At 71.4% G+C, this 18,152-nt stretch carries 19 protein-coding genes; 10 read left to right on the top strand and 9 right to left on the bottom strand.

What is annotated here, in order from left to right; translation table 11 throughout:
• Positions 1–7 precede the first annotated feature (7 nt).
• From BKD26_RS34635 to BKD26_RS34600, 9 genes are all read right to left on the bottom strand, one after another.
• Complete coding sequence (locus BKD26_RS34635; RefSeq protein ID WP_143662749.1) at positions 8–2,377, bottom strand: hypothetical protein; 2,370 nt, start codon at positions 2,375–2,377, stop codon at positions 8–10.
• A gap of 110 nt (positions 2,378–2,487) precedes the next feature.
• Positions 2,488–2,967: a conjugal transfer protein TraB gene (locus BKD26_RS34630; RefSeq protein ID WP_241518988.1), complete on the bottom strand. Its 480-nt coding sequence runs from the start codon at positions 2,965–2,967 to the stop codon at positions 2,488–2,490.
• Positions 2,968–2,978: 11 nt separating this feature from the next.
• Positions 2,979–5,192, bottom strand: a complete 2,214-nt coding sequence (locus tag BKD26_RS34625; protein WP_084906473.1) for a hypothetical protein — start codon at positions 5,190–5,192, stop codon at positions 2,979–2,981.
• 307 nt (positions 5,193–5,499) lie between these two features.
• Positions 5,500–5,724, bottom strand: a complete 225-nt coding sequence (locus BKD26_RS34620; protein WP_084906471.1) for a hypothetical protein — start codon at positions 5,722–5,724, stop codon at positions 5,500–5,502.
• Positions 5,725–5,727: 3 nt separating this feature from the next.
• Positions 5,728–6,285 (bottom strand): hypothetical protein, encoded by a 558-nt coding sequence (locus BKD26_RS34615; protein WP_084906468.1) that lies wholly within the window; start codon positions 6,283–6,285, stop codon positions 5,728–5,730.
• A gap of 85 nt (positions 6,286–6,370) precedes the next feature.
• Entirely contained in the window at positions 6,371–8,194 is a 1,824-nt protein-coding gene (locus BKD26_RS39955; RefSeq protein WP_084906466.1) for a hypothetical protein, read from the bottom strand.
• A 58-nt stretch (positions 8,195–8,252) separates the two neighbouring features.
• Positions 8,253–8,666 (bottom strand): hypothetical protein, encoded by a 414-nt coding sequence (locus tag BKD26_RS34605; protein WP_084906465.1) that lies wholly within the window; start codon positions 8,664–8,666, stop codon positions 8,253–8,255.
• Positions 8,663–8,788: a hypothetical protein gene (locus BKD26_RS42150; protein WP_277622441.1), complete on the bottom strand. Its 126-nt coding sequence runs from the start codon at positions 8,786–8,788 to the stop codon at positions 8,663–8,665. The genes BKD26_RS34605 and BKD26_RS42150 overlap by 4 nt, the downstream gene beginning before the upstream one ends.
• On the bottom strand, positions 8,785–9,171 hold the full coding sequence (locus tag BKD26_RS34600) for a hypothetical protein (protein WP_084906463.1): 387 nt from the start codon (positions 9,169–9,171) through the stop codon (positions 8,785–8,787). The genes BKD26_RS42150 and BKD26_RS34600 overlap by 4 nt, the downstream gene beginning before the upstream one ends.
• Before the next feature lie 497 nt (positions 9,172–9,668).
• On the opposite strand from BKD26_RS34600, the gene BKD26_RS34595 reads away from it, so the two are divergent.
• The 10 genes from BKD26_RS34595 to BKD26_RS34550 all read left to right on the top strand — a co-directional run bounded on the left by BKD26_RS34595 (position 9,669) and on the right by BKD26_RS34550 (position 18,137).
• Positions 9,669–10,484, top strand: coding sequence for a GntR family transcriptional regulator (locus tag BKD26_RS34595; protein ID WP_084906460.1), 816 nt, complete (start codon positions 9,669–9,671; stop codon positions 10,482–10,484).
• Positions 10,485–11,219: 735 nt separating this feature from the next.
• Positions 11,220–12,515, top strand: coding sequence for a hypothetical protein (locus tag BKD26_RS34590; protein WP_084906459.1), 1,296 nt, complete (start codon positions 11,220–11,222; stop codon positions 12,513–12,515).
• An 87-nt stretch (positions 12,516–12,602) separates the two neighbouring features.
• A complete protein-coding gene (dnaB, locus tag BKD26_RS34585) occupies positions 12,603–14,000 on the top strand; it encodes a replicative DNA helicase (RefSeq protein ID WP_084906457.1) in 1,398 nt (465 codons plus the stop codon).
• Positions 14,001–14,022: 22 nt separating this feature from the next.
• A complete protein-coding gene (locus tag BKD26_RS34580; RefSeq protein ID WP_084906455.1) occupies positions 14,023–14,496 on the top strand; it encodes a hypothetical protein in 474 nt (157 codons plus the stop codon).
• Positions 14,493–14,783, top strand: a complete 291-nt coding sequence (locus BKD26_RS34575) for a hypothetical protein (RefSeq protein ID WP_084906454.1) — start codon at positions 14,493–14,495, stop codon at positions 14,781–14,783. The genes BKD26_RS34580 and BKD26_RS34575 overlap by 4 nt, the downstream gene beginning before the upstream one ends.
• Positions 14,776–15,072, top strand: a complete 297-nt coding sequence (locus BKD26_RS34570; protein ID WP_084906452.1) for a hypothetical protein — start codon at positions 14,776–14,778, stop codon at positions 15,070–15,072. Before BKD26_RS34575 ends, BKD26_RS34570 begins: the two co-directional genes overlap by 8 nt.
• Positions 15,073–15,756: 684 nt before the next feature.
• Positions 15,757–15,990: a hypothetical protein gene (locus BKD26_RS34565; protein ID WP_084906451.1), complete on the top strand. Its 234-nt coding sequence runs from the start codon at positions 15,757–15,759 to the stop codon at positions 15,988–15,990.
• 85 nt (positions 15,991–16,075) lie between these two features.
• Positions 16,076–16,645 carry a hypothetical protein gene (locus BKD26_RS34560; RefSeq protein ID WP_241518987.1) on the top strand — a complete coding sequence of 190 codons (570 nt, stop codon included), beginning with the start codon at positions 16,076–16,078 and terminating at the stop codon, positions 16,643–16,645.
• A gap of 139 nt (positions 16,646–16,784) precedes the next feature.
• On the top strand, positions 16,785–17,276 hold the full coding sequence (locus BKD26_RS34555; RefSeq protein ID WP_084906449.1) for a hypothetical protein: 492 nt from the start codon (positions 16,785–16,787) through the stop codon (positions 17,274–17,276).
• A 183-nt stretch (positions 17,277–17,459) separates the two neighbouring features.
• Positions 17,460–18,137, top strand: coding sequence for a hypothetical protein (locus tag BKD26_RS34550; protein ID WP_084906447.1), 678 nt, complete (start codon positions 17,460–17,462; stop codon positions 18,135–18,137).
• The last annotated feature ends 15 nt before the right edge of the window (positions 18,138–18,152 follow it).

Below are 18,152 nucleotides of genomic sequence, written 5' to 3'. Positions count from 1 at the left end.
TCGTGGGTCAGGGCAGGCGGTAGACGCCCTTGCCGAGCGGGACGAGGCCGCCTTCATTGGCGAGCGTGCTGACCTCGTTGTTCACGCTGCGGGTGGCGGGGCCGCCCTCGGTGCCGCAGCCGACGGCGGTGCGGATCTCCCTGAGCGCCAGGCCCTCGGGGTGGCCCTGGAGCACGGCGAGAATCCGCTCACGGATCGTCGGGGCCTTCGCCTTGGCGGCAGCCATGGGCGACGGCGCTTCGGGGAGGTCCTCGGCGTCCTGCTCCTTGGCCTTGTTGTCGGCCTCCCGGGGGCCCGTGGCGGGCCCCGGCTCGGTGCCGGTGGCGCCGCTGTCGACCGGCCCCCGCGAGGGTCGTGACGGGCCCTCTGCGGCCTTTCCCGCTTCCTTGGCGGCCGCGGTGCCCCGGTGGGCGTACGCGGCGCCGGCGGCGCGGGCTTCCTCCGGAGTGAGGGTCGGCATCGGGCGGCCGTCCATCAGTTCTTCGAGCTGGGGGTACAGGCCGTCGACCTTCTTCAGGACGAAGGTGCGGAAGAGGATGGCCTTGCCCTCAGTGATCAGCCATCCCATGCCGGGGGTCGGCACGCCCTCGGTGGCGGCGGTGCCCTCGAACAGCTCCTTGGCTCCGGCGCCCTCGTAGATCCGCTCCGGGATGGGGGAGACGTGCGCGCCGACCGGCGCGATGCCGTCCAGGCCCATGCCCTGGGTGGAGGAGGAGGCGGTGCGCAGCAGGAAGACGTGGCCCTCCTTGCCCTTCTCGCGGATCTCGTGGTTGTCGCCGAGTTCCTTGAGGTGGAGCGACTGGACCGCGAGGTCGACGCCGATGCCGACCTTCTGGCCGGTCTTCTGGAGGTCGCCGATCATCCAGGCGGCTTCCTTGCGGACTTCCTGGTCCAGGGAGGAGAGCAGGCGGTTGATCTCGTCTCCGGTCCACTGGATCAGGCGCCACCGGCCGTGGAAGTCGAAGTCGCCGCGGCCGCGCGAGTGGGCCTCGCGGTACTCCTTGACCGCGTGCAGGGCGCGGAGTTGCTGCATCGTCTCGACCGGGCCCTTGGCCATCCAGTCGATGCGGCCCTCCATCTCCGGCATCGACATGCCGCCCTGGACGTCGGCCATCCAGGAGATGACGCCCGAGATGCGCTGTGCGGCGCCGAGGATGCGCATCAGGCCCGACTTGCCCGCGCCGGTGGTCCCGGCGGTGATGCCGTGCTGCGCGCGGCCGGTGTCGAAGTTGAACAACTGGATGCGGGCGACCGTGCCGTCGTGGGCGACGCCGATCGAGATGCGCCCGCGGTCGTCCATCGTCAGGTCCTCGACCGTGGGGGACCGGACGTGCAGGAGGGGGTTGGCCCGGTAGATGTAGACGACCGCTTCGCGCGGGCCCGCGCCCTCCATGACGAGGCGGGAGATGTCGTCAATGCCGAGCGCGGAGCACAGGGCCTCGTGGTTGACCCGCAGCGTCTTGCCGCGCGGGGCGGCGATCCGCAGCCGGATCTGGTCCTCGCCGATCGAGTACGCGACCAGGTCGACGCCGGGGGCGGCGCCTCCGGTGCAGTTGACGTGCTCGGCCCAGATGCGTTCCAGGGCGACGCCCGGGTCCTCTGCCTCGACCTCCAGTGCTTCCTGTACGCGTCGGGCCTCGGCGAGGCGGGGGGCGACCTGGATGGCGAGGCGGCCCGGGCCGTACCCGTCGACCGCCGCGGTGCGGACCGCGTCGACCGGGACGTCGAAGACTCCGGCGATGGCCCGCTCGTCCAGGGTGCGCGGCACGGTGTGGCCGGCGGGGGCCAGGACGATCGCCTCGAAGTCCGGCTCGCTGGGGTCGTACTGGCGGATGCCCTCCAGGGTGGTGTCCCCGGTGGCCTGCGACTGGTTCCACAGGGCCCGCATGTGGTCGGCGAAGGTGACCGGCTCCGCGTCCACGACCTCCGGCTCACCGGCGAGGACCGGGAGGTTGTCGACGGCCCTCTTCAGGCCCTTGGAGCGGGTCCAGGGCGTCATGGGGATCATCACGGCCGTCCAGGCGGCCGCGCCCAGCATCGGCCACCCGTTGGGGTAGTCGAAGACGGGGACCAGGAGGCCGCCGGTGTAGGCGGCCGTCCAGCCGAGCACGGGCAGGGCCCGCAGCGACGAGGTGAGCCGTCGTGTCCAGTCGTCGGTGTCGCTGCGCTTCCACAGGCCGACGCCGGTGAGGGCGCCGGTGGCCAGGGCCGCGCCGTGCGCCCACCACGGAAGGTCCATCTGCGGGCCGACGGCGGCCCAGGTGCCGGCGGCGCCGTACACGGTGCGCTCCGCCCAGGCGAGGCGGCGGGCGGTCTTGCGTGTCAGCCCCCGCTCACCGGCGGCGGCATCGGCTTTCACGACGTCGGTCGTCGTCATCGTCATTTCCCCTCCGGGAGGAAAGAAGGGGAGGGGCCCCGGCGAATTCGCCGGGGCCCCTCCCAGGGGGCTATCCGCCCCGGCGCTTTCGCGTCCGTGCGGCTATTCGGTTACTTGACTTCGTTGAATCCGGGCTTGGGCTGTTGCACGCCCATGGACTGCACGGTCTCGTAGATCCCGCCGTATTCGCCCTGGTGGGCGCTCGCGAAGCCCTGCGCGTCCATCTGCATCTCGTCGGCGGCACTCGCCAAGTCGCCCGAGGCTTCGGCGACTTCCCGCAGCGAGGTGGAGCCCTCCATGATGAGGGCGGTGAATTGCGGCTCGACTTCCGCCGCGTCACACATCTCCGACATGTTGCTTGCCTTTTCGGCGTTGCGGCGAAAGAGCGCCTGGAGAACCCAGATCTTCTCTTTGAGCCACAGCGCCCGCGCGGCGAGCGTGGTGACGGCAAGACCGAGGCTGAGGAAGCCCAGGTTGTCGTCGGGGATCGCCGGGAGGCTGTCGCCGCTGTCGGGGACCGCGGGGACGTAGCTTTCGCGGGGGACGATCTCCCCGGACACAGGCTTCCCGGACACGAGTTCTCCGGACACGGGGTGACCTCCTAGTTCTCGTTGTGCACGCGGGCGGACGGGGTGCGAAGGCCCGCGTCGGCGGTCGCCTGGGTGAGCGGCCGGTACGCGTCGTCCATCGCGGTCTTCGCGGTCTCGCAGGTCTCGGCTGCGTGGAGCGACTTGATGGACATCTCCTCGGCCTTGCGGGAAAGGACCTCCATCGACTCGGCGAGCTTGCGCATCGCCCAGGCGGTGATGGTGCCGATGATGTTGTGCTTGGCGGCCAGCCGAGCGGCCACCTCGTCCAGCGCGTACATCAGCTCCTTGGCCTTCGCGGCGAGCAGGAGGCATTCGTCGTGGGCGGCGAAGGCCTCCGAGACCACCTCGTCCAGGAAGTCCACGACGTCATCGAGCGTCACCTCCGTCGCGTGCTCGGGGTTCATGCCGTCGTCCATCGCGGTCGTGACGGCTCCGGTCGGCACGGCGGGCGAGTTGCCCACGGGCGCCTCCTTCGTCATGTTCGTGGTGGGGCTGCCGGTTCCGGCGGGGAGCCCGCGGGCCCCGGTGGTCAGGGGCTCGCGCGAGGAGGCCTGGTAGCCGGGCGGGAAGACCTGCTCCGCCACCCACACCCCCTGTTGCTGCGGGTCGGTGTCCCGCATGGAGTCGTAGGCGCTGCGCCGTTCCTCGCGCGGCGGCGGGGTGTAGAACTCCCAGCCGCTCCCGGGGGAGTCGCTGCTGCCCTCTGCCCTGGCCCGGACCCGTTCGCTCGCGCGGCGGGCCCGCTCCTTGCGGTTGGCCTTGCGCCGGTCGGCCGGGCCGGTGCCCGAGGCGGAGCCGCGCCTCTTCTTCTTCGACTTCGGCTTCACCCGGACCTTCTTCTTCCTGCCGGGCCCGGAGGCCTTCGCGCCGCCGCCCGGCTTGGGCTTCTTGGTCAGGTCGACCTTCGGTCCGGCGCCCGTCGCGGAATCGCCGGCGGGCTTGGGCTTCTTCGTGAGGTCGACCTTCGGCGCGGCCCCCGGCTTCGGCTTCTTGGTCAGGTCGACCTTCGGCCCGGCCGGTGTGGACCCGCCGCCCTTGCCTCCCTTCTTCTTCGACTTCTTGCGCTTGACCGTGGTCAGCACCGGCGGGGAGAGGTTCTTGCGGCGCTTCTTCAACCGGCGCCGTGCCGTCTTTGCGACGGCCTGCCCGAGCGTCGTACGGTCCGCGTCGGCGGCGGCCGCCGTCTCCTTCTTCTTCCGGCGGGCCTTGGCCCGGGCCTTGCGCGCCTTCTGCTTGGCCTCGAACCGGTCCTGACGGACCTGCTCCCGGCGGGCCTGCTTCGCGTCGGCCCGGGCGTTGCGGACCCGGTCCTTGGTGTCCTGCCGGGCGTCCGCCGCGCGGGTCTTGCGGTCGCGGGCGGCGTCCCGGTCCTTCGCCCGGTTCTCCCGCCGGGCCGCCTGACGGTCCGCGCGCCGCTGGTTCCTGCCGTCCTGCCGCGCGGCGGCCCGTTCCTGGCGGCCGCTGGCTCGCACCAGCGCCGGGCTGGACTTCTTCGAGCTGGGGGACTTGCCGCCCGAGGGCGACTTGATCCCCGACCCCGAACCGCCGTTCTTCCCGGACGACCCCTTGTTCCCGGGCCCCGGCGACTTCGACGAGCCGCCCTTGCCCTTGGTGCCGAGCGAGCCGAGCCCGTTCGACGTCTTCGGCGAGGTCTTCTTGCCGCCCGGCGTCAGCCCGCTGCCGGAGCCGCCCCTGCCGCCGCGGCCGGGTCCGGTCCCCCCGGCGCCCTTGCCGCCGGGCCCGCTGCCCTTGCCGCCGCCTCCCATCAGGGAGCCGCGGCCGCCACCGAGGGCCTTGCGGCCGTAGTCCTGGCTGGAGGGGATGGACTTGCCGCGCTGCTGCGCCGCCTTGTCGCCGATGCTCTGCATGGCGAGGGCGTGCTTAGCAGCGGCCTCCTCGCCCGCGAGCCGGTGCTTGAGGCGGGCCTCGCGCAGCGGGGCCAGCTCCTCCGCCCGCTCCTGGCGCCGCTCGCGCCAGTCCGCCACCGCGGTCGCGGTACCCCGCAGCGCGGCCAGCGCGATGGCCAGGGTCGCCGCGAGGCCGAGGGCGGCGACGCCCGGGCCGTCCGCCTCCCCGTCGTCGTCCCGGCGAGCGGGCGCCGTCCCCTCCGAGCGGAGAGCGACGGTGCCCGTGGTGCCGGTCGCGGCGGGGGTCGGCGGGAGTGCCGGGGTGAGGTCGGCCAAGGAGTCGGCCGCCGACCGGCGCCGCCGGGTGGGGACCACCATCCCGTCACCGCCGCCGGGCTCCGGCTCGGCGGCCGGGGGCGGCGGGTCGGCGGGCGGGGCCGGGGGCGCCGGGGGAGGGGCGCCCGGAATCGGGGGGAGCCCCGGTGAGGGCCCTCCTCGTGATCGGAATCGGACGACGTTGCCGCTCCGGTTGTCGTCCCGAGGGTCATCAGCCACGTGCTCTCCAGGGTTGACAGAGGGTGACCGGATGGGAGATCCTCGCGCGCCCGCGCGCCCGTGCGCCCGCGCGCCCGCCTTGGCCCCCCGAATCCGGTCCGCCCCCGGGTGATGATGATGGTGATGACGCTTACGCGCCGTGACTGCCGTCGTGACGGCCGGTCCAGTTCTCCAGCGTCCGCGCGAGGTCATTCCACAATTCCGGATCGGCCTTGCAGATCGCGCGGGCCCGGTCCCACCAGGCGTCGGCCAGACCCGCTTCGCCTCGCTCGGCGACCTGCCGGGCCTGCCGCTCCTCCCAGTGGGCGGAGCGGCGGGCCCGGCGGACCTCGGAGATCGAGGGCACCTGCTGCACTGATCAGGCTCCCTTGCGGTCGAACAGGTCATTCACGCCCCGGACGGTCCGACCTCCGGACCCCTTGGCGGCACCCTGACCTGCGGTTTCCTCGCTCGACTCCTCGTCGCTGTCGGGTCGGGTCGTCATCGCGGCGACCGTCTTGTTCAGCGACTTCGTGGCGAAGGCGTTCACCTGGCCTCGCCGGTCGGCCTTCGCCTTGGCCTTGGCCGCCCGCTGGCCGGGCAAGGCCGCCACGGTACGAACGTGGTCGGCGTACGCGGTGCGCAGGCCCTCCGAGGCCTGCGCCGCGTCCCGCGAGGCCCTGACCAGGCGGTTCAGGTGCTTCTCGACCTTCTTGGCCCGGCGCCGGGCCGACCACCTGCCGTCTCCCTCCACGACCTGGGAGCGCAGCACGGTCTGGAACAGGGCCCGGACCGCCTCGTAGTCACCGTGGTCGGCGTTGTGCTCACGCTGCCGGTCCAGCGTCCAGGTGGTCAGGTGTTCCAGGTTGAGCAGGGGCCGGAACTCCGCCGGCACCCGGTTCAGGACCTCGTTGTTCATGTGCTCGATCTCGGGCACGGTGGGTTCTCCTCTCGGGGGAAGGGGCCCGCCGACTATCGGGGGCAGTGGCGGGCCCGGCCCGCGACGTACGGCGCCGCGCGGGTCAGCGAGCGGCGAGGTGCTTGGTGCGGTCCGCGGGGCTCAGGAGCCCCGCTTCGTCCAGCAGCCGTACGGCACGGTCGCGGTTGCAGCCGACGGCCGTACGGGCGGCGTTGACGGTGACGTAGCCACCATCCGTGGAGAGGTCGCGCAGAATCTGGAGCGCCTCTTCGTCCGTACGGGCAGCCGCCGTACGGCCGCCCGTACGGGGGGCGGGCGTACGGGCCGTACGGGGCTTTGCCGTACGGCCCGCCGTACGGTCCGTACGGGGTGCGTCCGTACGGTCTGCCGTACGGCCCGTACGGGCGGGGGCCGTACGGGGCTCCGTACGGTCCGGGTTCGGGTCGGCCGTACGGTCCGGCTCGTGGTTCGCCGTACGGTCCGGCTCACCCCGTCCGGCGGACGGGTCGGCCGCGTCCGTCGCGGGCTCGGCGGGCGCCGTCCCCTTCTCCTCGTGGTCGTCCTCCAGGAGGCGGTGAACGCGCCAGACGATGGCGACGACGACGAGGACCGCGACGACGATGAGCCCGATGCTCGGGTGCTGCTTGCCGTCGACCACCGTCACGCCCGTGCCCGTCATGTCGGCCACGTGGTACGTGATGTTGGTGGCGGCCATCAGCCCGAGCGCGTACGGCACGTCCTTCCGCATACGGAACGCCGTGACCGCGTAGACGTCCAGGCCAACCGGCATTGCCCACCCCAGGTCTCCGAACGGGGTGCTGCCCAGCCCGACCATCCGGGCGAAGGCCCACTCGCCGGAGGCGGTCAGGGCGATCACGGCCGCGAGGGCGATCCAGATGCTGCCCTGCTTGATGACCTCCCCCCGACCCCGGGTCCTCTTGAGCTTGGCCGCGCGCTTCTCGGCGACGCGGCGGGCCTCGCGGGCGGCGTCCAGCTCGCGTTTGGCTTCCGCGAGCTTGGCGTCCGCCTCCTTGCGCACCCCGCCGGCGGCGGCCCGGGCTTCCTTCTCCGCCTCCTTGCGCAGCTCCTCGAACTCGGCCGCGAGCCGAGTTCGCTGCGCCTGCTGCTCCTGCTCGTGTTGCTCGCCGAGCTGACGGAACTGGGTCTCGATCTCCGCCCGGGCGGCGTCCACCTCCTCGCGGTACGCGGCGAGTTCGGCGTCGATCTCCGCGCGGCGCGCGCTCAGCTCCTCGTCCAGGTCGAGCCGGGCCGACCGGCGGGTCAGGTCCAGCTCCGAGTCGAGGGCGGCCCGGGCCGTCCGGATCTCCACCGCCTGATCCTGCGCCTCACCGACGATGCGGGCGGCGTCCTCCAGGGCCTTGCGGTAGGCGGCCTCCGCCGAGGTACGGCGCAGCTCCACCAGGGCGTTCGCCCGGTCCTCCGCCTCGGCGAGCACGACGCTCACCTGCTTCTCGGCGTCGGCGAGCAGGCTCTTGGCCTGCTCCCCGGCGTCCGCCATGACCTCCTCGGTCTCGGCGGCCGCGTCGGTCCGGGCCCGGTCGAGGATCGTCTCCGCGTCGCTGCGGGCACCGGCGCGGATCGTGTCCGCGTCGCCCTCGGCTCGGCGCAGCCGCTCCCCGACCTCCTCGGCGGCTTCCACCAGGACGCGCTTGGCGTCGGCGGCCGCCGCCCGGCGGATCTGGTGGACCTCGTGCTGGGCGGCCTCAATCAGCACCGCCGCTTCCTGGGTCCCGGTCCACCGTGCGCCGTCGATCACGTCGGCGGCGCGGTCACGGAGATCCGCGGCCAGGGCCTCGCCGTCTTCCTGCACCTCCGGCTTCGGCGGCGGGGCCGCCGCCTTGGCCGGACGGCGCGGCGTCGTCGTCTTCCGGGTGTTGCGGGCGGCGGTTGGCTTACGGGCCCCCACACCGACCTCCTCTCATGCAGGTGGCCGCCTCCCGGCGGCCACCTCGGTGTTCGGTCCGTCAGCCCCGCACGCGGCGGGCGGCGGTGCGGCCAACTCCGTTGGCCACGGTCGAGATCCACTCGAAGGCGGCGCCGACGCGCTCGACCAGCGCGTGGTCACCGACCTGCCTGCACTCGGACTCGATGTTCGAGCACCGGTCGTCCAGCCGGTCCATGACCTTGTTCAGCCGCTCGGAGACCCGGTTCTGCGCGGCCCACAGCAGCTCGCCGAGGGCGTAGAACGGCATCGCCGCGCCGGTCCACATCAGCAGCGTCAGCCGCAGGCGGAGCCGGGCCAGCGGGCCGGGGGTGTTCGCGACGACGAGCAGGTCCAGCAGGTGCTCGAAGTCGTCGGCGGACCAGCCGTCCATCGGACCGTGCTGGTCGTGGAAGTTCCTGACGGCCTTCTTCGGCCTGTTGAGCAGGGCGTTCATGCGGTGACCACCTCTCCGCCCTCGACCAGGGCGACGAATCCGTTCTTGCCGTACTGGTGCTCGGACCTGCGGTTGGCCTCAGCCGCCTTACGGGCGAGTTCGGCCTGTTCCTCGGGAGTCACAGCAGGTCGGAGGGGTCGGCGTCGGCGGTGCCAGTCAGCACGGCCAGCTCCTCGGGGGTCACCCACTCCTGCGGGATCAGCACCCGCAGGGTGACCGTCCCCTGGCACATCGAGCCGGTGACGACGAGCTTCCCGTCGGGCAGCGAGCCCGGTCGGGTGTCGTCGATCTCCTCCAGCAGCGCCGGCAGTACCGTCACCGCGCCCGCGGTGACGGTGATCGTGGCGACGATGCGCGAGGGCGCCACCTCGAAGGCGACGCTCACACCGAGGCGGGCCAGGTTCTGGACCGACTCGAAGAGGGGGAAGGCGTCGGCGACCGCATCCTGAACGTCCTCGGCGATCCCGGTGGACGACAGGGGCAGGTCGGCGGGCATCATGGTCATGCGGATCGGTTCCTTTGCTGGTAGATCCGTGGACCCCCGGCACATATGGCGTTGCACCGCCGTGTCGGGGGTCACGCCGTACGGGGGACGGCGCGGTAGGCGAGCGGGGACTCGAACCCCTGTCTCCGGAGAGCCCGAACCAGTCGGGCACGCCCCTCATGACCTGTGCCTTTGGATGCCGCCGGGCGCCCCTCCATAAGGAGGAGGCCCGGCGGCATCCGGCCCAATTACTCATCTTTGGCACGCTGTTGAGTTCTCAAGGAACGAACGGCCAGCCAGCCTGAGCCCCGAAAGACCTGGTTCCGACACCGTCGTGAGCTGCGCTAAAACCTAGGTTTTTGCTCGCTCGGAGAAGATGACACCACGATCAGCGAGGCGTGTCAATAACCCTAGGTTTTTTTCGATGCGGCCTGGACAGCGGGGCGCAATGAGCGTTAAAACCTAGGTCTGAACTAGTGTGGTGGTGACGCCCAGTAGCCAAGGAGAGATGCGTTCCAATGACCGAGTCCAGCTCCATCAAGTGGCGCCAGCTCGCAAACGAGCTGCGCGCCAAAATCCAGGACGGGACTTACCCGCCTGGATCGACATTGCCGCAGCTCAAGGCGTATTCCCGAGAGCTGGGGATACACCATGAGACCGTGCGCGCCGCGTACAAGGAGTTGGAGCGGGAAGGCCTCGTCCGGACGATCCAGCGCAAGGGGTCCGTCGTCCTGGAGCCCCCGGTCCGCCGCCGGATCACACGTGGTGTGACCGTTACTCGCGACCCCGCTCGGGGCTACGTGTTCCCGGCCGCCTCCCGGCCGGATGAACCTTGGCAGGTGCACGGACAGCCCTTCCGCAAGGTGGTTCCGGCACCCGCCGAGGTAAGCGACCAGTTCGGACTGGACCCCGGCTCGGAGGTCCTGCGCCGTCGGCGTGTCACCAGCCCCGCCGGCGAACCACCCTTCCAGCTCGTGGACACGTGGCTAAGCCCCGAAGCAGTGCAGTCCGCCCCCAAGATCGCCGACCCGTCTCCTGGCCCGGGGGGGTACCTGGACAGGCTCGAAGAGGCTGGTCACGGACCGATCGAGTGGGAAGAGACCTTCCGCATCCGGATGCCCGACCGCGAGGAGGCGAAGCTCCTGGAGATCGCGGTGTCCATCCCGGTGCTAGAGACCACGATCGTCGGAACGTCAGCGCTCACCGGGAAGCCAGTCGAGGTGACGATCCGCGTGATCCCTGGCGACCGCGTCGAACTTGCGGGAAAACTCCAGAGGGGTGACTCGGCTCAGTGGCCAGTTGACCCCGTCGAGCCCCCCGAGACCGCAGCCTAAGTAGCCTGACCAGGGGATCACGGTTCGTACGCGTGGCGCGACACTCCGAGAGAGGGGGGGGTGTCGCCACGACACGAACGCAGAGGAGGAGAATGCGCGGGACGCACAGCCCCCTCCCGGCCCCCGGGCAGGTAGTGCGCGGAGCGGTAGCCGATTGTGGTGGTCGGCGCCGCGCTGATCCGAGTAGCCGCACAAGCGGTGAAACCAACGGAAGCAGGAAGGCACCACGATGACTCGCACCCGAGCCACCAAGGACTACCCGGCGCAGCCGCACGACATCAGCCCGGAAACCCGTTCGAAGGTTCCGGCTGGGCGCGGCAAGATCGCAGGATGGCCCCACCTCTGCGACAAGACCCCCACCAACACCGGTCCGCGATCCCAGCAGCCGGCGAGGGCCCCGTAAAACGCCGATGGCCGCCCTGCTTGCCACAGCAGAACGGCCATCTAGATCGACTCCCAGCCTCCACAGCGTGAGTCGCAGGTCGGCGATGACGCCGGGGCCCGAGCCTTGCCACAGGCCCGAGGTCACCACTCACAGGATAGAGCGAGAAGCGACCAGCACGCAGCAGCGTGTCCCAGCTCACCGTCTCTTTTCCGTCACTTGCCGGTCTGCGACTCCCCAAACCTCCAGGGGAGACCCCAGACGATGTTCCAGATCCACCCGACGACACGCAGCGTCGCAACGCCGCCCCTCTCGGTCGCGTCTGCTGCGAACTCCGCCGAGGCGGTGTCGCCGTGAAGCGCCCGCAGAAGGCCCTGGCCGCCGCTGCCGCTCCGCCGGACGGCGACGAGGAGTTCGAGTTCTCCGGCACCATCACCGACTACTGGTCGTACACCATGGTGCGCGACTACGTGATGCTCATGCCGGGGATGACCCACACCGCGTACCGGCTCTACAGCCTGCTGCGGTCGATGATGACCGAGGCGTCCCGCCGGCCGCGCAGCGGCATGCGGCGCATGACGATCGACCAGTTGTGCTGGTTGCTGCCCGGCCCGAACGACAAGCCCATGTCGGTCAGCGCGATGTACGAGGTCCTGAAGACCCTGGAGAAGCTCAACCTGGTCGTGCCGAAGGACGCGGTGGAGCTGGCGGGCATCACGAAGCTGAAGGGCAAGGCCCGGGCTGCCCAGGGCATCAGCCGCGGGTTCACCGTCAACGACCTCCCGCCGGACGCCGTCCACGTCGGGTGGCGGAACGCGTGGGACAAGTTGGACGCGTACACCCCGGACTGGCGGGATAACCCGCCCCAAGCGCCGACACACCTCACCGAGGTGGAGACCTCCCCGAACGGCCAGACGCTGGCCCACGTGCGGCTGGTCGACGCCCAGGGCAAGCCGTTCCAGAAAACTGGAACGCCCCAGGTCACGGGCGATGAGGGCCCCTCGTTCCAGAAATCTGGAACGCCCTTCCAGAAAACTGGAACGCCAGACCAGATTTCTGGAACGGATCTTCCCCTGACCAGCGAAAACGATCACCCTCTAAGAAGCTCTCTCAAAGAAGCTTCTCTCTCTGGTGCCCCGGGTGCCCCAACGGACCCCACCGTCACGGCTGATGCCGGGACGGGAGGAGGAGAGGAGACTTCGGCTTCGCCGGAGAACGACACCGCCCCCTCGGCTGTCGCCGAGGAGTCGGACACCCACGACGACGTGCGGGTGGCGGAGGCCTGGATCGCCTCCCGCCAGAAGCACGGGCACGGTGTCCCGGCCCGCGGCCGGAACGCGATGGTCCGCGACGCGGCCGCGCTGCTCGCCGATGGCATCGACGTCGACCACCTGATCGCCGCGGCCGCCGACATGGGCAGCCGGGGCAACTGGTACTCGCTGCCGCGTCACCTGGAGCGGTTCGTCCCGCCGAAGACCGCGGTGCCCGGCCAGCGCCCCGCGCTGCCTGACTGGTGCGGCAAGTGCAACGACGGCATCCCGCCCGCCCAGCCGGGCCAGCGGATGCGCGAGGACGACGCCGGTCGTCTGGTCCGGTGCGAGTGCCACCCGAGCCACCCCAGCAACGCCAAGAAGCCGGTGCTGGCCTAGACCCTCCGCAGCACAACGGCGGCAGGGGAGCCCGTGGAAAGGCCCCTGCCGCCGCTTGAATCACCCAGGTCAAGAAGGGATTCACTCATGAGCGTACCCACCCAGCACGACGGCATGGAGGACGGCGGCGGCTCGCTGTTCGACGAGGGCCCGGAGGCCGTCCCCTTCGAGCGCGTCCCGCCGCAGGACACGGAAGCTGAACAGTGCGTCCTCGGCGGCATGCTGCTGTCGAAGGACGCGATCGGAGACGTCAGCGAGATCGGGGTCACCACCCCGGCGTACTACCGCCCGGCGCACGGCACGATCCATGACGCAATCATGGACATGTACGGCAAGGGCCAGCCCGCCGACCCGATCACGGTCGCGGCGTACCTGACCAAGACCGGCGACATCGAGCGGATCGGCGGCGCGTCGTACCTGCACACCCTGGTGCAGACGGTGCCGACGGCGGCGAATGCCCAGTATTACGCCGGGATCGTCATGGAGCGGTACAAGCTCCGGCGCCTGGTCGAGGCGGGCACCCGGATCGTGCAGATGGGCTACGCGGGCGAGGGTGACGTCTCCGACATCGTCAACGCCGCTCAGGCCGAGATGCAGGCGGCGGCCCAGCTCGGCGCCGGCGGGGGACTGGAACGGGTCGCCGAGATTGACGACATGTTGGAGGAGTACCTCGTCAGCATGGACGCGCCGCCGCCCTCCCGGCTGCCGCTGCCGTACTCCGACCTTCAAGCCATGCTCCCGATGGAGCCCGGCGACCTGATCGTGATCGCGGCCCGCCCGGCGATCGGCAAGTCCGTGGTGCTGCTCGACATCGCCCGGCACGTCGCGATCGAGCACGGCAGCCAGGTGCTGATGTCGTCCATGGAGATGAGCCACGCCCAGTTGATGGAGCGGATCATCGCGGCCGAGGCGCGCGTCCCGCTGAACCGGGTCAAGGACCGCGAGTACCAGAACGACGACCGGCAGCGCATCCACGACGCGGCGCTGCGGATCGGCGGATCGCCGCTGGTCGTGGACGACGGTCCGGCGGCGACCATCGTCCGGCTGCGTTCGCGGCTGCGCTGGCTCCAGGCACAGGGCAAGCTCCCGCGCGTCCTGGTGGTGGACTACCTCCAGATCATGAAGGCCTCCGGCAAGGGCGGGCAGAACCGCACCGGCGAGGTGGACGAGATCAGCCGGGGCCTGAAGGAACTGGCCGGTGAGTTCAGGATCATCGTCATCACGGCGGCCCAGCTCAACCGTGAGGTCGAGAAGCGCGAGGACAAGAAGCCGATGATGGCCGACCTGCGCGAGTCGGGGGCGATCGAGGCGGAGGCCAACGCGGTGATCCTGCTGCACCGGCCCGACGCGTACGACAAGGAGCACGAGCGGGCGGGCGAGATGGACTTGATCATCGGCAAGAACAGGCAGGGACCGACGGGCACCGTCACCGTCGCCTTCCAGGGGCACTATGCGCGCGCCCGTGACCTCGGTACGGGCTTCTGACCTGCGGAAAGAGGAATCCGACATGATCGCCACCGAAGTGAAGAACAGGTTCGTTACCGAGACCCAGGCCCAGCGTATCGCCGATCGCTGGAACGCGGTCTACCCCGCGATGCGGAGCATCCTGGACACCGTGATCAAGGCCCAGCGCGGCGCCGAACGGCCGACGGTCGACGTTGCCCATCTGGAGCGGGTCCGCCGAGAGATGGGGCAGCAGGACCGGGGCACCTTCAAGGCCTGCACCCGCAGCCCGGGCGCCTTCAGCATCTTCGACGCCTTCGCCCAGGTCCGCGAGGTCGTGAACGTGACGTCGATCGGCCACGCGGACGCCGGCGCGATCCTCCGGCTGTGCGCCGAGCTGGCCGACGCGGTCGCCGAGGCGGCGGTCGCCCGCCGGGCGGAGTGGGAGGCGGAACGGGCCACGGTTCCCGCGCAGCCGGTCGACGGCGGCCGCCGCGAGCGGGCAGACTCGGAGCAGACCGAGAGGGGCACGCGATGACCGCACAGCCGATCCACCCGCACGAGCCGGAGCGGGTGCCGCGTAACGCCGAGGGCATCGCGGCCGCGCTGTCGGGCGAGCGTCGCATGGAGTTCTACCGCGAGTTGCTGGCCGCCGCGCCCGAGGAGGCGGAGGGCGTCCTGCGCCACTGGTGGTGCGAGGCGATGCTCGACACCGACCCGGCCGGGGACCGGCTGACCGCGGCCGCGCTGGACGGGACGCTGCCCACGACGGCGGTCGCCGACCTGATCGAGCGCCGCCGCGCGGCGGGTCTGCCCGTTGAGTGAGCCGTACGGCGAGGAGCCGGAGGGCCTGCCCTGCGTGCTGTCGGAGGAGGTCACCGAACTCCTCATGGACAAGGCCCTGCCCGGCGCGGTGTTCGGCGCGATCGTGGCCGCCACCGTCGTGATCAACGAGACCAGGGGCGAGGTGCCGGGCAGCACCGCATCGGCGAAGTGGCCGCAGCAGCGGCGCATGCCGCTCGGCGCGGACGGCTCGCTCGGCATCGCCGAGTACGTCATCGTCGCCGACGCCGACCCGCCGCACATCGTCCTCACCCGCATCCAGCTCTACTGACCCGACCAGCCCGACCCGAGGCCCGGCGAGACACCCGTCCGCCGGGCCCTTCGGCGTCCACGGGCGGCGGCGCCGGCGGGATGCTCCTGCTCGAGGAACGACGCTCCGCGCCGTGCCTCGTGCATCCGGCGGTCGCCCGGCCACCGGGCCGCCTCACCTCTTAAGAGGTGAGTCCATGGCGGGGGCGGGGGAGTGGGTGCGGGTTCAGGCACGCGGGGGCTCCGCCCCCACACCCCCGGGCCCTCCACAGAGGGGTGGGGGCGCCGTTTTGATCTTGCGGCCCGTGGGTGGTGGGGGGTGGTGGGGGGGTCGGGGGTGTTCCCTCCGCAACGGGGCCCCCGAGGGGACCACAGCCCGCGCCGGACCGCCAGGCCAAGCCGCCTTCGGCGGTCGCGCGAGCGCGAGCCTGGCACCCCGACACGGCCCGCGGTCGGCTGCGCCTGCCCCGCCGCGGAGGGAACACCCCCGACCGGCTCGTCGTACGGCGTCCGCCGGGGGAAATTCCGGGCCGATCCGGCGCCGGAAAACCCGCCGAAAAACCCTTCTGACCTGCGGTTTTCTGCGTGCCGAGAGTTGACCTACACCCTAAAACTTGAGAGTATTAGTTACGTCGAAAGGGGGCGGGAATCCCCGGCCGACAGGCCTCCGGGCCTCACACCGAGAACGCTCAACGAAAGGTTTCTCGTGCAGATTCAGATCCCAGGCGTCGAACGCATGGACAGCCGCGAGGGGTTCGCCAAGGGCGACCGTGTGCGGCGGGCCGGTGGGCCCGGCGGCCTCCCGGAAGACGGCGTCGTCAACGGCTGGCTCACGTTCGAGTACGGCCCGCGGGCTTGGTACTGCTGCGTGACCTGGGGTGGCCGGTACATCGGCCGCTATCAGGCGAACGAGATCGAGCACGCCGACCAGCCGAAGTGACCTGTGACCGGCGGGGGAGCGGGGCGGGAATCCCGCTCCCCCGCCGGGGCCCCACCACCGAAGAACCTCAACGAGGAGTACGAGCATGAGCGCCACCACCCTGACGACCCGCATCGGAGAGCCGGACATCGAGTGCCGCTACCCGGTGATCATCGGGCAGGACCGCGTCATCGGGCAGGCCTACCGCTGGCATCGTGACTGGCTGGTCGTCACCAGCGAGGGCGAGCACAACCTTCGCCGCCCACCCAAGGGCGAGAAGGGCATCGACATGGCCGCCGCGTACCTCGCCGAGGAGTACGCCGCCGGTCGCGTCACCGCCGTCGCGCTGGAGCAGCTCCGCGCCGACGCCCCGAAGCCGCTGAACGGCCCGGTGCCCCTGCTGCACCCGCGGATGCCCGCCAGCGCGCGCAACATCGCGGGCGCCCGCACCGCCTTCGCCGGACTCACCGAGCACCACTGGCGGGCCGTCCTCCATGGCTTCCCGGGGTCGGACAACCCGTGGTACCTGCACTGCGAGTTGTGCGACTGGTCCGGCGTCCGCTACTGGAGCCACCACCGCGGGCGCAACGGCCAGCCGCCGAGCATCTACCGCCACGACGGCGGGTGCATCGGCGCCGAGAAGGTCCGCGCCCTGATCCTCGCCTACCAGAAGTAGGCCCGCCGACCGCCGGGCCCGGATCTCCCCCGGGCCCGGCGCCACCGGCCACCAGACCACCCGGGCGCTGGCGGGGCGGGAATCCCGCCGCCGCCCGGGTCACACCGAGGAACCTCAACTCCCTTGGAGGGAACCCGCCATGACCGTCTTTGAGCCGACCGAGCAGGCCCGCGCCGCCGCCGCCCGCGCCACCGCCCTCGCGGGTATCGCCCGCCGCCGCACCCTGTTCGCCTCCGCCTGGAACGGCCGCGCGCTGCACGTGCTCGCCGACCTGCTCGACACCGTCGCCCTCTCCTTCTACGAGGAGGCCCCGGCCGTCGACGGCATCCCGACCGACGCCGACCTCGCCCTCTCCGCCGCCGAGGTCGTGGCCATCCAGACCCCGGGCACCGGCTTCCCGGCCCGGCTCGCGCAGTACGTCACCCACGCCGTCACCCGTCGCCCGCTCGTGCTCCCCGACGCCGACGGCGGCGAGTGCACCGCCGACGACGCCCGGCTCGTGACTGCGCTGGAGACCCTGCACGGCCACCTCGCCGAGGCCGCCACCGAGGACGTCGCGCAGGCCCTGCTGGAGGCGGTGCTCGCGGTGCACGACAAGCGCGCCGACCTCGCCCAGCTCGCCCGCGGCTGACGCCCCGCCGCCCCTCCCGGCCCGCCCCTCAAAAGGCGGGCCGGGAGGGGGTCTGAGCTGCGAATCAGCTTGACTTGGACCCCAAAACTTGAGAGTATTAGTTACGTCGGAAGGGGCGGGAATCCCGACCGGCACCGGCCCCGGGCCACACCGAGAACGCTCAACGAACGAAGGGCACACCCCATGACCATCAGCACGCCGCGACTCGACAGCCTCACGGCCGGCGGGACCAACCGCAACTTCGACGGCATCCGTCTCGCCGACGGGAACGTGCTCACCCTCAAGGTCAGCCCCGGCGCCGAAGATGCGGAGGTCTTCCTGCTCCCGGGCCTGACCGCCCCCGACACGGAGGCCTGGGAGAGCGAGGACGACTGGGAGATCTGGCTGACCGGCGGCGAGTTCGGCGACGGCTCGCTGTACCTGGACGTGCCGGTCGAGGCCGTGCGCGACCTGATCGTGCAGCACGGCGGCGAGCACGAGAACCAGGAGCCCCCGTACGCCCCCGAGACGGCCGAGACCATCGCGACCCGCGCTCTCACCGAGCGAGGCATCACCGTCCACCGCGACGACGACGCCGGGAACACGTGGCTGGTCGTCGGGCACAACCAGACCCGCAAGGGCTTCCCGCGCATGCTCGCCGAGCCCTACGTCGTGCTCTACCTCTACAGCGACGCCGACGACGAGGAGATCACCGTCAGCCGGGCGCCCGAGACCGGAGACGAGTGGACCGTGCTCGCCGGTGACGGCACCGGCGCCGAGCGCGAGCTGATGACGCGCCCCGCCGACCAGTTCGCCGACTGCGTCGAGGTCATCACCGCGTGGCTCGCCACGCCGCAGGTGACGCCGACCAGGACCAAGTGACCGACGCCAGTCCGG

Source organism: Streptomyces sp. CB03238 (assembly GCF_002099185.1).
GTDB lineage: Bacteria > Actinomycetota > Actinomycetes > Streptomycetales > Streptomycetaceae > Streptomyces.
The sequence above is the reverse complement of the archived record's forward strand: the minus strand, read 5'-3'. Positions and strand labels throughout refer to the sequence as shown.

What these genes read in the sequence shown, in the direction of transcription:
- BKD26_RS34600 (WP_084906463.1), bottom strand. Translation starts at nt 9,171, where the DNA reads ATGACCATGATGCCCGCCGACCTGCCCCTGTCGTCCACCGGGATCGCC.
- BKD26_RS34605 (WP_084906465.1), bottom strand. Translation starts at nt 8,666, where the DNA reads ATGAACGCCCTGCTCAACAGGCCGAAGAAGGCCGTCAGGAACTTCCAC.
- BKD26_RS34580 (WP_084906455.1), top strand. Translation starts at nt 14,023, where the DNA reads ATGATCGCCACCGAAGTGAAGAACAGGTTCGTTACCGAGACCCAGGCC.
- BKD26_RS34550 (WP_084906447.1), top strand. Translation starts at nt 17,460, where the DNA reads ATGACCATCAGCACGCCGCGACTCGACAGCCTCACGGCCGGCGGGACC.
- BKD26_RS34575 (WP_084906454.1), top strand. Translation starts at nt 14,493, where the DNA reads ATGACCGCACAGCCGATCCACCCGCACGAGCCGGAGCGGGTGCCGCGT.
- dnaB (WP_084906457.1), top strand. Translation starts at nt 12,603, where the DNA reads ATGAGCGTACCCACCCAGCACGACGGCATGGAGGACGGCGGCGGCTCG.
- BKD26_RS34555 (WP_084906449.1), top strand. Translation starts at nt 16,785, where the DNA reads ATGACCGTCTTTGAGCCGACCGAGCAGGCCCGCGCCGCCGCCGCCCGC.
- BKD26_RS34635 (WP_143662749.1), bottom strand. Translation starts at nt 2,377, where the DNA reads ATGACGACGACCGACGTCGTGAAAGCCGATGCCGCCGCCGGTGAGCGG.
- BKD26_RS34625 (WP_084906473.1), bottom strand. Translation starts at nt 5,192, where the DNA reads ATGGTGGTCCCCACCCGGCGGCGCCGGTCGGCGGCCGACTCCTTGGCC.
- BKD26_RS34595 (WP_084906460.1), top strand. Translation starts at nt 9,669, where the DNA reads ATGACCGAGTCCAGCTCCATCAAGTGGCGCCAGCTCGCAAACGAGCTG.
- BKD26_RS34560 (WP_241518987.1), top strand. Translation starts at nt 16,076, where the DNA reads ATGAGCGCCACCACCCTGACGACCCGCATCGGAGAGCCGGACATCGAG.